Consider the following 13553-nt stretch of genomic DNA (forward strand, 5'->3'; position numbering starts at 1 on the left):
CACCGGCCCCGAAGTGATCATCGAGCATTGTGTGCCAGAGTTGCCCAACCCGGCCCGATCGCCCGTACCCTACGGGCCAGGCCGGACTGCTGACGCGGACACCACGGCCGAAGGCCGCGGGCGGCAGGCGATCGATGAGCAAGTGGAGCACGGTGGGACCCAGGTGAACCGGACGATCATGCTGCCGGCCTCGCTCGACGAGGCCGTCGACGCGCTGGCCGCCGCCCCGGCCGCGGTACCGGTGGCCGGAGCCACCGACCTCATGGAAGCCGTCAACGCCGGACGGCTGCGCCCCGCCGCCCTGGTCGGCCTCGGCCGGATCACCGAACTGCGCGGCTGGCGCTACGAGGACGGCGGCACGGCCGTGCTCGGTGCCGGACTCACCCACGCCCGGATGGACCGCCCCGACTTCGCCGCGCTCATCCCCGCGCTCGCCGACGCCGCCCGCACCGCCGGCCCGCCGCAGGTCCGCAACGTCGGCACGCTCGGCGGCAACATCGTCTCCGCCGCCCCGGCCGGCGACACCCTTCCGGTGCTCGCCGCCCTGGAGGCCACCGTCACCCTGGCCCGGGCCGGCTCCAGCCGCGAGGTCCCGGTCAGCCACCTGCTCACCGGCCTCGACCCGGTGCGCCCCGGCGAACTGCTCACCTGGGTGCGCGTCCCGCTGCTGCACGCCCCGCAGGTCTTCCTCAAGGCCACCGGGCGCAGCGGCCCGGCCCGCGCCACCGCCTCCGTCGCCCTCGTCCTCGACCCGGCCCGCCGCTCGGTGCGCTGCGCCGTCGGCGCCGTCGCGCCGGTGCCGCTGCGCCCGCTGGAGGCCGAGGCCTGGGTGGCCGGCTGCATCGACTGGGACGGCAGCCGGGAGATCGACCCGGCCGCGAACGCCGCCTTCGGCGAGTACGTGGCCACCGCCTGCGTCCCCGACAACTACGGTGCCGAGGGCGCCTGGGAGGCCGTGACCGAGGGGCCGACCGCGGCGGCCGTTCGGCTGCGGCGTACCGTAGCGGTGCTGGCCCGACGGGCACTGGGAAGGGCGCTGAAGTGACCACAGACCCCATCGAGACCCTCGACGCCGACCCGCTCGGCCTCTCCCCGCAGGTCAGCCGCGAGCTGCGCCCGTGCGCCTCCTACACGCTGCGGGTCAACGGTTTCGAACGGCCCGTCACCGACGCCTGGATCGGCGAGAGCCTGCTCTACGTGCTGCGCGAGCGGCTCGGCCTGGCCGGTGCCAAGGACGGCTGCGAGCAGGGCGAGTGCGGGGCCTGCTCGGTGCAGGTGGACGGCCAGCTGGTGGCCGGCTGCCTGGTGCCCGCCGCGCTCGCCGCGGACAGCGAGATCAACACCGTCGAGGGCCTGTCGGCGGGCGGCGGCGCGAGCGACGTCCAGCAGGCGCTGGCCGCCTCCGGGGCCGTGCAGTGCGGCTACTGCACCCCCGGCATGGCGATGGCCGTGCACGACCTGCTGCAGCGCAACCACCGGCCCACCGAGGTCGAGGCCCGGCAGGCGCTGTGCGGCAACCTCTGCCGCTGCACCGGCTACAAGGGCGTGCTGGCGGCCGTTCAGACCGTCGCGGACGCCCGCGCGCTGGAGGCCGAGGAGGCGGAGGAGGCCGCGGCGCTCGCCGGGGCCGCCGCTCCCGCCCAGGAGGCCGCCGGGCCGTCCGCCGAGGCGGTCGCCGAGGCTCCGCCCGTGGCCGTCGAGCCCGAGCCGGTCGTCGAGCCGCCGGTCTACACCGACGCCGAGGCCTGGATCGAGCACGTCCCGCAGCAGCCCGTCGAGCACCAGCCCTACGAGGCCCAGCCCGTCGAGCACCAGCCCGCTCCGCAGCAGCCGGGGGCGCCGTACGGGGACGGGGCGGGCGGCTACGACACCGGCGTGTACGACACCACCGCCCTGGCCCAGGTCCAGGGAGCCATCCCCGCCCAGGCCGCCGACGACCAGGTCTACTACCCGCCGCAGGGCTACCCGGAGCAGCCGTACCAGGGCACCCCCGCGCACGGGACCTACCTGCCCTACCCGGACGGCCACCAGCAGACCGGCTACGACACCGGGTACGACGCCCCGGTCTACGAGCCGACCCCCGCGCACGGCACCCCGCTGCCCGGCGCGGCCTTCGACGGCACCGGCTTCGACGGCACGCCGCCGCACGGCACCCCGTACGCCGCCCCGGCCGAGGGCGTCCCGTACAGTGCCACCCCCGCTCACGGCATCCGGCTCCCCGAGGACGACCACGCATCATGACGTCGCCTACCGACATCGGCGCAGCACTCCAGCAGGACGGCGGCGAGGGCGGCGCAACCGAGCCGTTCGGCCTGGGCAGCTCACCGCTGCGCAGCGACGCGCTGCCCAAGGCGCTCGGCATCTACCCGTACGCGGCCGACCTGTGGGCCGAGGGGCTGCTGTGGGGCGCGGTGCTGCGCTCGCCGCACCCGCACGCCCGGATCCGCGGCATCGACACCTCGGCCGCGCTCGCGCTGCCCGGCGTGCACGCCGTGGTCACCGCCGCCGACCTGCCGCCCGGCCCGGAGGGCACCCCCGACGGCGCCCCGGCCGGCCCGGTCGTCGCCGACCGGCCGGTGCTGGCCGCCGGCGTGGTGCGCCACCACGGCGAGCCGATCGCCGCGGTGGCCGCCGACCACCCGGACACCGCCCGGCTGGCGGTCGGTCTGATCGCGGTCGACTACGAGCCCTTGGAGGCCGTGACCGACCCCGAGCAGTCCTTCACCGCGCCGCCGCTGCACCCGGACGGCAACCTGTTCCGCCACCTGCCGCTGCGCACCGGGGACCCGGACGCGGTGGGCGAGATCGTCGTCGAGGGCCTCTACCAGGTCGGCCGGCAGGACCCGGCGCCGCTCGGCGCCGAGGCCGGGCTGGCCGTGCCGCGCCCGGACGGCGGCGTGGAACTGCACCTGTCCTCCACCGATCCGCACGGCGACCGCGACCGCACCGCCGCCTGCCTCGGCCTGGAGCCGGACCGGGTCCGGCTGGTGGTCACCGGCGTGCCCGGTGCCACCACCGACCGCGAGGACCTCTCCTTCCAGGTCACCCTGGCGCTGCTGGCACTGCGCACCGGCCGCCCGGTGAAGATGACCCTCACCCGTGAGGAGTCCTTCCAGACCCACACCTCGCGCCACCCCGCGCTGCTGCGCTACCGCCACCACGCCGACGCCGAGGGCACCCTGGTGAAGGTCGAGGCGCAGATCCTGCTGGACGGCGGCGCCTACGCGGACGTCTCCGCCGAGGCGCTGGCGGCCGCGACGGCGTTCTCGGTCGGTCCGTACGTCTGCCCGAACGTCTTCGTGGACGCCTGGGCGGTGCGCACCAACAACCCGCCGGCCGGGCGGATGCGCGGCGAAGGCGCGCTGCAGGCCTGCTTCGCGTACGAGTCGCAGCTGGACCAGCTGGCCGCCCGGGTGGGCGTGGACCCGGTGGAGATCCGCCGGCGCAACGCGATGTCCACCGGCGACCCGCTGCCCACCGGGCAGGCCGTCACCTGCCCGGCGCCGGTGAAGGCGCTGCTGGACGCCGTCGCGGACGAGCCGCTGCCGGCCCTGCCGGTGGACGACCCGGACGCCGAGTGGCTGCTGCCCGGCGGCCCCGGCGGCGCGGGCGACCCGGTGGCGGTGCGGCGCGGCATCGGCTACGCCGTCGGCATGGTGCACATGCTCGGCGCCGAGGGCGAGGACGAGGTGTCCACCGCGACCGTCCGGGTCAGCGGCGACCACGCCACCGTGATCTGCGCGGCGGTCGACGCCGGGCAGGGCTTCGCCACGCTGGCCCGGCAGATCGTGCAGACCGTGCTGGGCGTCAGCGAGGTCTACATCGCGCCGGCCGACAGCGACCAGTCGATCGCCGGGCCCTCCGCCCGCGGCCGGCACACCTGGGTCTCCGGCGGCGCCGTCGAGCGGGCCGCGCTGATGGTCCGCCACCAGCTGCTGCAGCCGATCGCGGCGAACTTCGGGATGTCCTCGGAGCTGCTGCAGATCGCCGACGGCAAGATCACCTCGTACGACGGGGTGCTCGGCATGCCGGTGGCGGAGGCGCTGGAGGGCAAGGAGCTCTGGGCCACCGCGCAGTGCCGCCCGCACCCCACCGAGCCGCTGGACGACGCCGGGCACGGTGACGCCTTCGTCTCGATCTCGTTCTGCGCGATGCGCGCGGTGGTGGACGTGGACATCGAGCTGGGCGCCGTGCGGGTGGTCGAGATGACGGTCGCCCAGGACGTCGGCCGGGCGCTGAACCCGCGGCAGATCGAGGACCGGATCGAGGCGGGCGTGGCCCAGGGCGTCGGCCTGGCGCTGCTGGAGGACCTGCGCACCGAGGGCGGCGTGCTCCAGAACCCCTCGCTGACCGGCTACCGGCTGCCCACCGCGCTGGACACCCCGGAGGTGCGGATCGCCGCGCTGCTGGAGGAGCGCGACGTGGTCGCGCCGTTCGGTGCCAAGGCGGTCGGCGCCGCGCCCGCGGTGGTCGCCCCGGCGGCCGTCGCCGCGGCCGTCCGCGCCGCCACCGGTCTGCCGGTCGGTCGGCTGCCGATCCGGGCGGAGGACGCCGTCACGGCCTGAGCGGGGAAATGCGAAAAGGGAATTGCCGGTCGACTTCCGAGTCGACCGGCAATTCCCTTTCTCCGAGGCCGTGGCGGGAATTGAACCCGCGTGCACCGCTTTGCAGACGGTCCCCTGAGCCACTCGGGCACACGGCCAGTGAATTCATGGTGGCGGATCCCGGGGGGAGGGGTCAATGACGTTGTGTAAATTCTGTATGGCAATGTGTGCTACGGTCGAAGAGCGGTGGCGGCATTCTCGCCACCCCGGACGAGCGCGTCGTACCCGGTCACGACAAGACGGCGCAGTTCAGCGGCGATCCGGCCGCTGTGGACTGCGGAGGTACGTCGTCATGGCCTGGCTCGTTCTGATCGTCTCGGGTCTCCTGGAAACCGTCTGGGCGGTCGCCCTGGAATCGTCCAAGGGCTTCTCCCGCCTCGTTCCCACCCTCGTCTTCGGCGTCGCGCTGCTGTTCAGCATGGGCGGTCTGGCGTACGCGATGCGCACCATTCCGATCGGCACCGGGTACGCGGTCTGGGTCGGCATCGGCGCGGTCGGCACCGCGCTCTACGGCATGGCCGTCCTGGGCGACGCGGTGACCGTGGCGCGGATCGCCTGCCTGCTGCTGATCGTCTCCGGCGTGGTGGGCCTGAAGGTGCTGCACTGAGGCCTGGGCCTGGGCCTAGGCCTCCGGACGGAGCCGATCAGCGACTCCGGTCAGGGGTCATCGCGGCGGACGGCTCTTACGATGTCATCCATGACCACAGCCTCCCCCACCTCGGTCGACTCCGTACCGATACCCCTGGACGACGACCCCGGCGGCGGGGTGCTCGGCGGCCGCTACCGCGCGCTGACGCTGGGGATCGTCTCGGTGGTCCTGGTGATCGCCTTCGAGGCGACGGCCGTCAACACCGCGATGCCGACGGCGGCCCGCCAGCTGGACGGCCTCGGGCTGTACGCCTTCGCCTTCTCCGGCTACTTCACCACCACGCTGTTCGCCCTGGTCGTCTCCGGCCAGTGGTGCGACCGGCGCGGGCCGCTGCGACCGCTGTTCACCGGCATCGCGGTGTTCGGCCTCGGCCTGCTGGTGGCCGGGACGGCGCCCGGGATGTGGGTGTTCGTGGCCGGGCGGGCGATCCAGGGGCTGGGTGGCGGGCTGGTGATCGTCGCGCTCTACGTGGTGGTCGGCCGGGCCTATCCGGAGCGGCTGCGGCCGGCGGTGTTCGCGGCGTTCTCCTCGGCCTGGGTGCTGCCGTCGATCGTCGGCCCGCTGGTCGCCGGGGCGGTCACCCAGCACCTCGGCTGGCGCTGGGTGTTCCTGTCCGTCCCGGTGCTGATCCTGCTGCCGCTGGCGGTGATGGGCCCGGCGCTGGCCCGGTCCGAGCGGGAGCACCCGGCGCCCAGGGGCGCGGACTTCGACCGTCGGCGCACCCGGCTGGCCGCGATGGCCGCGGTCGGCGCCGGGCTGCTGCAGTACGCGGGCCAGCGCCGCGACCTGATCGGGCTGCTCCCCGGGGTGGTCGGTGCGGCGCTGCTGGTGCCGGCCGTCCTCGGGCTGTTGCCGGAGCGGACCCTGCGGGCCGGGCGGGGGCTGCCGACGGTGATCCTGCTGCGCGGGGTGGCGGCGGGGGCGTTCTTCTCCGCCGAGGCCTTCGTCCCGCTGATGATGACCAGCCAGCGCGGCCTCTCGCCGACGCTGGCCGGGCTCACCCTGACCAGCGGCGGGCTCACCTGGGCGCTGGGCTCCTGGCTGCAGGGCCGGCCGGGGGCCGAGCGCTACCGCGCGGCGATGATCCGGGGCGGCTTGGTGCTGAGCGCGGTGGCGATCGGCGGCGCCGCGCTGGTGCTGGTCCCCGCGGTGCCGGCCTGGGTGGCCGCGGTGGCCTGGGGCGTCGGCGGCCTCGGACTGGGACTGGCCATTTCGAGCATCAGCGTGCTGATGATGAAGCTCTCCCCGCCACAGGACGCCGGCGCCAACTCGGCCGCGCTGCAGATGAGCGACGCGCTGGGCACCGTGCTGATGACCGGCCTGGCCGGGGTCCTGTTCGTGGCGCTGGGCGGCGGTTCGATGGCCGCCGCCCACGCCGCGGGCGAGGGCGGGGGTTCGCCCGGGGCCTTCGCGGTGGTTTTCCTGACCGGTGCCGGGGTGGCCCTGCTGGGAGCGCTGCTCTCCGGCCGGGTCCGCGGCCGGGCCTGACGGTCAGCCGGCGGTGGCGGTGGCGGTGGCGGTGGCGGTGGCGGCGGGCACCGGCGGCGCCGCCGGGGTGCCGAGGAAGGACTCCCAGCCGCCCGCCGGGGACTGGCCCGGGGCCAGGGTCTGCAGCTTGCGCAGCACCGCCGGGTCCTGGGCGTCCAGCCAGTCCACCAGCTGGCGGAAGGAGACCAGCCGGACCTCGGGCTTGCCGGCGATGGCCTTGAGGGCGTCCTCGACGGCGTTCATGTAGATGCCGCCGTTCCACTCCTCGAAGTGGTTGCCGATGATGTACGGCGCCCGGTTGCCGTGGTAGGCGCGGTCGAAGCCCATCAGGTAGGCGTCGCGGGCCTGGGCCTGGAAGCCCGGGTGGAGCGCCGGGTCGGCCTTGGTGTTGGGGCCGCACTGGTTGTACATGATGTTGTAGTCCATCGAGAGCACCTGGAAGGTGTGCCCGGGGAAGGGGATGGACTGCAGCGGGAGGTCCCAGAGCGCGCCGCCCTGGATCTTCTGCGGCCACACCTGGGTGCCGTTGCCGCTGCTGTCGTAGCGCCAGCCGCGCTTGACCGCGGTGGGCAGCAAGTTGCGCTGGCCCTCCAGGCAGGGGGTGCGGCTGCCGATCAGCTCCTTGCGGTAGTCGAAGGGCAGCGAGGGCAGGTCGGTGAAGCCGGTGTTGGTGCGCCAGTTCGTCACGAAGTCCATCGCCTGCTGGATCTCGCTGTCCCACTCCTCCGGGGACCACCTGCCGACGCCGGTGGCGCCGCAGAAGTGGCCGTTGAAGTGGGTGCCGATCTCGTGGCCCTCCAGCCAGGCCGCGTGCAGGTTGGACAGGGTGTCGCGGATGTGCTGGTCGTTCAGGTAGCCGATGTCGGAGGCGCCGACCTTGTGCTGCGGCGGGCGGTAGAGGTCCTTCTTGGACTCGGGCAGCAGGTAGAGGCCGCTGAGGAAGAAGGTCATCTTCGCGTCGTGCTCCTGGGCCAGCCGGCGGAAGCGGGCGAACAGGCCGTTGTCGAGTTCGCCGGCGCCGTCCCAGGAGAAGACCACGAACTGCGGCGGGCGCTGACCGGGCTGCAGCCGCTCGGGGACGGGCTGGTGCGGCTGGGCGCCGGTGTCCGAGGTGGAGCCGTCGCCGATCAGGACGGCCTGCGGCTTGGGCACCGGGGCGGGGGTGGGGGTGGCGCTCTGCCCGCCGTCCGCGCCGCTGGTGGGTTCGGCGGAGCCGGTCGCGCGCTCCCCGCCGGTGGCGTGGTTGCTGCCGCAGCCGGCCGTGAGCGAGGCAGCGGCGGCGGCGCCGGCCGCCAGCAGGGTGCGGCGGGAGAGAGCGTCCATGGTCACTCCGTTCATCAGGCGTTCAACGGCGTCCGGCAGCGTGCGGGAGTGCGGGTCCGGTCGGACATCCGGATGGTCGAACCCGTGACCGCGTCAGCATGGCATGTGGGCGGAGACGGTCGAAGAGGCGCAGCGAACGGTCATAAGTGATCGCTCGAACGACGCAACCGAATCCGTCCGTCAAACCGTCGGTAGGTCGTGTCGGGCGTGGGTCCCGCGGTGATCGCCGGTGGGGGGAGGTCGTCGCGTTCCGCGACCGGGCGCACACCCGGCGCAGGGAAGCCGTCGGCAGCCCTGCCGATCGGCGGGTGTCAATACGACCATCGTATGGACGTGCCTTACAGTCCGATCCGGTTGAATTGTTCCCAGGAAACTCCCAGGAATCGGGATTCCGTCGGCAGAGGGGAGCGCCCGTGGGCGTCCAGCAGAGCAGGGGCCCCTGGCCGGGCACCCTGGCGGCGGGTGCCGCGCTGGTGCTCGGTGCCTGGCTGCTGCACGACGGGGGCTCGCCGGTGCTGCCGCCGGCACCCGGCGCCGGCCAGGCCCAGGCCGGCATCGCGCCGGTCTCCGTCGTCCCCCCGCTGGGGCCGTCCGCGCCGACCCGGATCCGCATCCCGGCCGTCCGGCTGGACGCCCCGGTCGCCGCGCTGGGGCTGGACGCCGAGGGCCACCTGCAGGCCCCGCCCGAGGCGGACCGCAACCTGGCGGGCTGGTACCGGGGCGGCGCGAGCCCCGGCCAGCGCGGCACCGCGATCCTCGCGGGGCACGTCGACAACAAGGCCGGTCCGGCCGTCTTCTACCATCTGGGAGCGCTCCGTCGGGGGGACCGGATCGAGATCGCCCGGGCGGACGGCGCCACCGCCGTCTACCAGCTGTACGCCATCGAAGTGCACGACCGAAAGGACTTCCCGGACGATCGGGTCTACCGTCAGGCCACTGACGCGCAGCTGCGGGTGATCACCTGTGGCGGCGCCTACAGCGCGGAACACGGCTACGAGGGCAACGTCGTCGCCTACGGGTTCCTGGCCGACACCACCCTGCCGGGCAAAGCCGCATGACCACGCTCACCCTCGCCACCCGCTGGAACCCGATCGACTGGCCGCTCACCGAGGGCCCGATCCCGCACGCCGTCCTGCTGGCCGGATGGGCGGCACTGTTCGCGCTCGCCGTTGGCCGCGGCCGGAGCTGGTGGCGGTTCCGCCTGCCCGCCGCGCTGTTCACCGCCGCCGCGCTCAGCCTGCTCCTCGAGGTCGTCGTCGACGGCTGGTGGCACCCCTTCCCGGAGGGCACGCCCGAGTACGTCACCTGGTGGATAGCCATCGCCCTGCTGGGGTTCTGCCTGGCCGGCTGGCGGCTCCGCCGGCTCACCTGGCGGCGGCGCGGCCTCGCGCTCGGCCTGAGCGGGCTGGTGCTGCTGATGGCCGCCTCCGAGGTCAACATCGGCTTCGGGCAGTTCCCGAGCGGGCGCGTGATGCTGGCGCCGTGGCTGACCAAGACCGACGGACTGGTCCCCATGGCCGACCGGACCGTGGCCGCCCCGGCGGACAAGGTGCTGGACGAGGTCTGGCAGCCCCCGGCGGACCTGCCCGCCAAGGGCACCGTCTCGGTGGTGTCGATCCCCGGCCTCCGGTCGGGCTTCAAGGCCCGGGACGCGTACGTCTACCTCCCGCCCGCCTACCAGGCCAACCCGCGGCCGCTGCTCCCGGTCGTCGTGATGCTCACCGGCCAGCCCGGGGCGCCGGGGGACTGGGTGCTCTCCGGGCAGATCAACGAGGTGCTGGACGCTTTCGCCGCCAAGCACGGCGGGCTCGCGCCGATCGTGGTGATGCCCGACCACAACGGCTCCACCTGGGGCAACTCGCTCTGCATGGACTCGAAGATCGCCAAGACGCAGACCTACCTGGCGTCCGACGTCCCGTTCTGGATCCACCAGAACCTGCAGACCGCCACCGGCCGCAAGGCCTGGGCGATCGGCGGCGCCTCGATGGGCGGCACCTGCGCGCTCCAGCTCGGCGTCAACGCGCCCGACGTGTACGGCACCGTCCTGGACATGTCCGGGCAGGAGGAGCCGACCCTCGGCACCCGGGACCAGACCGTGAAGGCCGCGTTCAACGGCGACGGCAAGAGGTTCGACGCCGTCGACCCGGTGCAGGTGATGAACCGCAAGAAGTTCCCGGACACCAGCGTCGCCTTCCTCGTCGGCGAGACCGACGCGGAGTTCAAGCCGCAGATGGAAAAGGTCTACCGGGCCGCACAGGGGGCTGGGATGAAGACGAAGTTCGAACTGATGCCGGGCGGTCACGGCTGGGTCGTGTTCCGCCCCGGCATCGTCCAGCAGATCCCGTGGCTCGCCCAGCAGACCGGGCTGACCCGGTGACCGGGACGGGCACCGCCGTCGCCGTCGGCGAGAGCCGGCCGAAGTCGGAGCGGGTCGCCGCGCAGCGCGGCGCCGAGCCGGGCGCGGACCGCGCACCGGTCACCCGGACACCGGAGCCCCGCCCGCAGCGGGCGAGGCGGGCGGCCCGGGCGCTCGGCACCCGGCTGCGCGCGGCGCCGCTGACGCTGGCCCTGCTGGCCGGGCTCTGGCTGCTCGGCGCGGCCACCGGCAGCCTGCGCCACGGGCCGTCCGAACGGCTCCTGGAGCGGGTCGGGGTCGGCCTGCCCACGCTCGACGAGGGCCACTGGTGGACGCCGCTCACCTCGGCGTTCTGGTGCTCCGGCACCGGCTCGTACGTGTTCACCACCCTGCTGCTGCTCCTGGTCGGCCCGGCCGCCGAGCACCGGCTCGGCCGGCTGCGCACCCTCGCGGTGCTGGTCGGCGGGCAGATCGCCGGCACCCTGCTGGGCGCCGGGCTGATCGCCTTCGGCTCCTCGGCCGGGGAGCAGTGGACCGCCTCGGTGGCCGACCAGATCTCGGTCGGCCCCGGCGTCGGCCTGTTCGCCCTCGCCGGGGTGCTCGGCTACCGGCTCACCGTGCTCTGGCGCCGGCGGCTGCACCTGCTGGTGCTCCTCCTCCCGCTGGTGATGACGCTGTACGTCGGCCACCTGCAGAGCGTCCAGCGCTGCGCCGCCGCGGTGGCCGGGCTCGGCGTGGGCGCGCTGCTCAGCCGCGGCCGCCCGTCCCTGCGCTCGCACCGCTCCTCGCACTCCGAGACCCGGGTGCTGGTCGCGCTCTGCCTCGTCGCCGCCGCCTTCGGGCCGTTGATCGCCTCGCTGTACGACAACGCCAGCGGGCCGTTCAACACCTTCTCCGAGCTCTACTTCTCCCACCGGCTCAGCCCGGACGAGGTCGCCGACCTCTGCGCGCTCTCGGCCCACGACTGCGCCCGCGCGCACGCCGTGGTCCGGATCTTCGACACGCCCGGTCGGCTGATGGCCGCGCTGTTCCCGGCGCTGCTGCTGGTGCTCGCCGAGGGGCTGCGCCGGGGCCTGCGGTTCGCCTGGCGGGTCACCGTCGCCACCGAGCTGCTCTGGGTGGCCCTGCTGGGCTGGCTGTACCTGGACGCCGGGCCGGTCAGCCAGGACGTCGTGCAGTACTTCGTCGAGGCGATGCTGCTGCCGCTGCTGACCACCTGCCTGCTGCTGGTCACCCACCAGCGGTTCCGGCTGCGGCTGTCCGGCCGGTCGGTGCGCCGGCTGGCCGTGGTGGTCGGCGGTGCCCTGCTGCTCACCTCGGCCGCGTACGTGGGGCTCGGCCGGCTGGTGGCCGGTCAGTTCGAGCCGGGGGCGACCGTCCGCCGGCTGCTGCACGGGCTGCCCGCCCAGTTCCTGCCGCCCGCGTACAACGACCTGACGCCGGACTACCCGATCGCGGTCGGTCCGCTGGCCCGCTTCCTGGAGACCTACTGCGGTCTGGCGTTCTGGCTGGTGGCGCTGGTCGCGCTGCTGTCGGCCTTCCGCCGGCCGGTGCTGCACACCGACGCCGAGGCGGTGGCCAGGGCCAGGGCCCTGCTGACCGAGCACGGCGGCGGGACGCTGTCGTTCATCACCACCTGGGACGGCAACCACTACTGGTTCGACGAGCAGGGCCGGGCGGCCGTCGCCTACCGGGTGGTCGGCACCGTCGCGCTGACCACCGGCGACCCGTTCGGCGCGCCGGAGGACCGGGCCCGGGCGGTGGCCGGGTTCGCCCGGTACTGCGACGCGCGCGGCTGGACGCCGTGCTTCTACAGCGTCTGCGCGCAGACCAGGGAGGCCGCCGCGGAGCTCGGCTGGCGCTCGGTGCAGGTCGCCGAGGACACCGTGGTCGCGCTGCCCGAGCTGGCCTTCACCGGCCGCAAGTGGCAGGACATCCGCACCGCGCTCAACAAGGCCGGCAAGCAGGGCATCACCGCCGAGTGGTGGGCGTACCACGAGGCGCCGCTCACGCTGCGGGACCAGATCCGGGCGATCTCCGAGGAATGGGTCTCCGAGAAGGGCCTGCCCGAGATGGGCTTCACGCTCGGCGGGCTCGAGGAGCTGGACGACCCCGACGTCCGGGTGCTGGTCGCGGTCGACGAGCAGGGGGTCGTGCACGGCCTGACCAGCTGGATGCCGGTGTACGAGGACGGCGTGCCGGTCGGCTGGACGCTGGACTTCATGCGCCGGCGCTCCGACGGCTTCCGCGGCGTCAACGAGTTCCTGATCGCCTCGGCCGCGCTCGGCTTCAAGGAGGAGGGCGCGCGGTTCCTCTCCCTGTCGGGTGCCCCGCTGGCCCGCACCGGGCAGAACGAGGAGCCCACCGGGCTGCAGCGGATGCTGGACTGGATGGGCAAGGTGCTGGAGCCGGTGTACGGCTTCCGCTCGCTGCTCGCGTTCAAGGCGAAGTTCCAGCCGGAGTACCGGCCGATGTACATGGCCTACCCCGACCCGGCCGCGCTGCCCGGCATCACCCGGGCGATCGGCAAGGCGTACCTGCCGCACCTGACGGCGGCGCAGGGCGTCCGGCTGATGCGCAAGCTGTCGGGCTGAGGAGGCCGGCGGAGGGCCGTGCGGGCGCAGGACCGCCACGGCCGTCAGCCCAGGAGCTGGGCGAGGGCGCGGTCGGCGTCCAGGTGCAGGTGCTCCTCGCCCTCGGGGACGAGCAGTCGGCTGCGCCACAGGAAGCGGCGCAGGTCTCCGGTCTCGAACCGGAGCAGCGCGGTGCCCTCCGGGGCCCGCAGCTCGACCATGGTGCTCCGGGCGGGCGAGGGCCGGACGTGGACGTCGCCGACGCCGGTCGGCAGCTCGATGCCCTCGGAGAGCAGCCGGCGCGCGAAGACCCAGACCACGTCCTCGGCGTCCCGGCCCTCCTCCGTCCCGTCCAGGGAGAACTCGGCGGGGAAGGCCATCCGGACGGCCAGCGGGTCCTCCGGCAGGTAGGACAGCACCACCCGCAGGCGGGCGGAGCGGTGGGGGGAGAGGATCAGGCGGGCCTGGACGGTCTCTTCGACGGTGCGCACGGGGGGTCCCTTCGGGTCGATGCGGGGCCGCGCTCACGGTGGTGGGGTCGGCGCGGCCTCACCTGGTGA

Annotated in this window: 10 protein-coding genes, 1 tRNA gene and 1 riboswitch; of the genes, 8 read left to right on the forward strand and 3 right to left on the reverse strand. The window is 74.2% G+C overall.

Going from position 1 to position 13553, the window contains the following annotated elements; genetic code table 11:
* Window positions 1-178 precede the first annotated feature (178 nt).
* Genes ACIRD3_RS22750 through ACIRD3_RS22760 form a run of 3 tightly spaced genes read left to right on the forward strand, consistent with a single transcriptional unit; the run spans window position 179 to window position 4565 of the window.
* Entirely contained in the window at window positions 179-1045 is an 867-nt protein-coding gene (locus ACIRD3_RS22750) for an FAD binding domain-containing protein (protein WP_402219976.1), read from the forward strand.
* Complete coding sequence (locus ACIRD3_RS22755; protein ID WP_402219527.1) at window positions 1042-2241, forward strand: 2Fe-2S iron-sulfur cluster-binding protein; 1200 nt, start codon at window positions 1042-1044, stop codon at window positions 2239-2241. The genes ACIRD3_RS22750 and ACIRD3_RS22755 overlap by 4 nt, the downstream gene beginning before the upstream one ends.
* Complete coding sequence (locus ACIRD3_RS22760; RefSeq protein WP_402219530.1) at window positions 2238-4565, forward strand: xanthine dehydrogenase family protein molybdopterin-binding subunit; 2328 nt, start codon at window positions 2238-2240, stop codon at window positions 4563-4565. The genes ACIRD3_RS22755 and ACIRD3_RS22760 overlap by 4 nt, the downstream gene beginning before the upstream one ends.
* A 65-nt stretch (window positions 4566-4630) precedes the next feature.
* Here ACIRD3_RS22760 and ACIRD3_RS22765 read toward each other — a convergent pair.
* Window positions 4631-4702: transfer RNA gene (locus tag ACIRD3_RS22765), tRNA-Cys, on the reverse strand.
* 85 nt (window positions 4703-4787) lie between these two features.
* A riboswitch (guanidine-III (ykkC-III) riboswitch) is annotated at window positions 4788-4853 on the forward strand.
* A 43-nt stretch (window positions 4854-4896) separates the two neighbouring features.
* On the opposite strand from ACIRD3_RS22765, the gene ACIRD3_RS22770 reads away from it, so the two are divergent.
* Window positions 4897-5211, forward strand: coding sequence for a DMT family transporter (locus tag ACIRD3_RS22770; protein ID WP_402219533.1), 315 nt, complete (start codon window positions 4897-4899; stop codon window positions 5209-5211).
* 90 nt (window positions 5212-5301) lie between these two features.
* Window positions 5302-6741, forward strand: coding sequence for an MFS transporter (locus ACIRD3_RS22775; RefSeq protein ID WP_402219535.1), 1440 nt, complete (start codon window positions 5302-5304; stop codon window positions 6739-6741).
* 3 nt (window positions 6742-6744) lie between these two features.
* On the opposite strand, the gene ACIRD3_RS22780 is transcribed toward ACIRD3_RS22775, so the two are convergent.
* Window positions 6745-8064, reverse strand: a complete 1320-nt coding sequence (locus tag ACIRD3_RS22780; protein ID WP_402219538.1) for a hypothetical protein — start codon at window positions 8062-8064, stop codon at window positions 6745-6747.
* 413 nt (window positions 8065-8477) lie between these two features.
* On the opposite strand from ACIRD3_RS22780, the gene ACIRD3_RS22785 reads away from it, so the two are divergent.
* From ACIRD3_RS22785 to ACIRD3_RS22795, 3 genes are read left to right on the forward strand one after another with little or no spacing between them, the layout of a single operon-like run.
* Window positions 8478-9122 (forward strand): class F sortase, encoded by a 645-nt coding sequence (locus ACIRD3_RS22785; RefSeq protein WP_402219541.1) that lies wholly within the window; start codon window positions 8478-8480, stop codon window positions 9120-9122.
* Complete coding sequence (locus tag ACIRD3_RS22790; RefSeq protein ID WP_402219544.1) at window positions 9119-10441, forward strand: alpha/beta hydrolase; 1323 nt, start codon at window positions 9119-9121, stop codon at window positions 10439-10441. The genes ACIRD3_RS22785 and ACIRD3_RS22790 overlap by 4 nt, the downstream gene beginning before the upstream one ends.
* Entirely contained in the window at window positions 10408-13014 is a 2607-nt protein-coding gene (locus ACIRD3_RS22795; RefSeq protein ID WP_402219547.1) for a bifunctional lysylphosphatidylglycerol flippase/synthetase MprF, read from the forward strand. The genes ACIRD3_RS22790 and ACIRD3_RS22795 overlap by 34 nt, the downstream gene beginning before the upstream one ends.
* 44 nt (window positions 13015-13058) lie before the next feature.
* Here the strand turns inward: ACIRD3_RS22795 and ACIRD3_RS22800 are convergent, their stop codons facing one another.
* Entirely contained in the window at window positions 13059-13484 is a 426-nt protein-coding gene (locus ACIRD3_RS22800) for an SsgA family sporulation/cell division regulator (RefSeq protein ID WP_402219549.1), read from the reverse strand.
* Between the last annotated feature and the right edge of the window lie 69 nt (window positions 13485-13553).

This window comes from Kitasatospora sp. NPDC093550 (assembly GCF_044764985.1).
In the GTDB taxonomy this organism is placed as follows: Bacteria; Actinomycetota; Actinomycetes; order Streptomycetales; family Streptomycetaceae; genus Kitasatospora.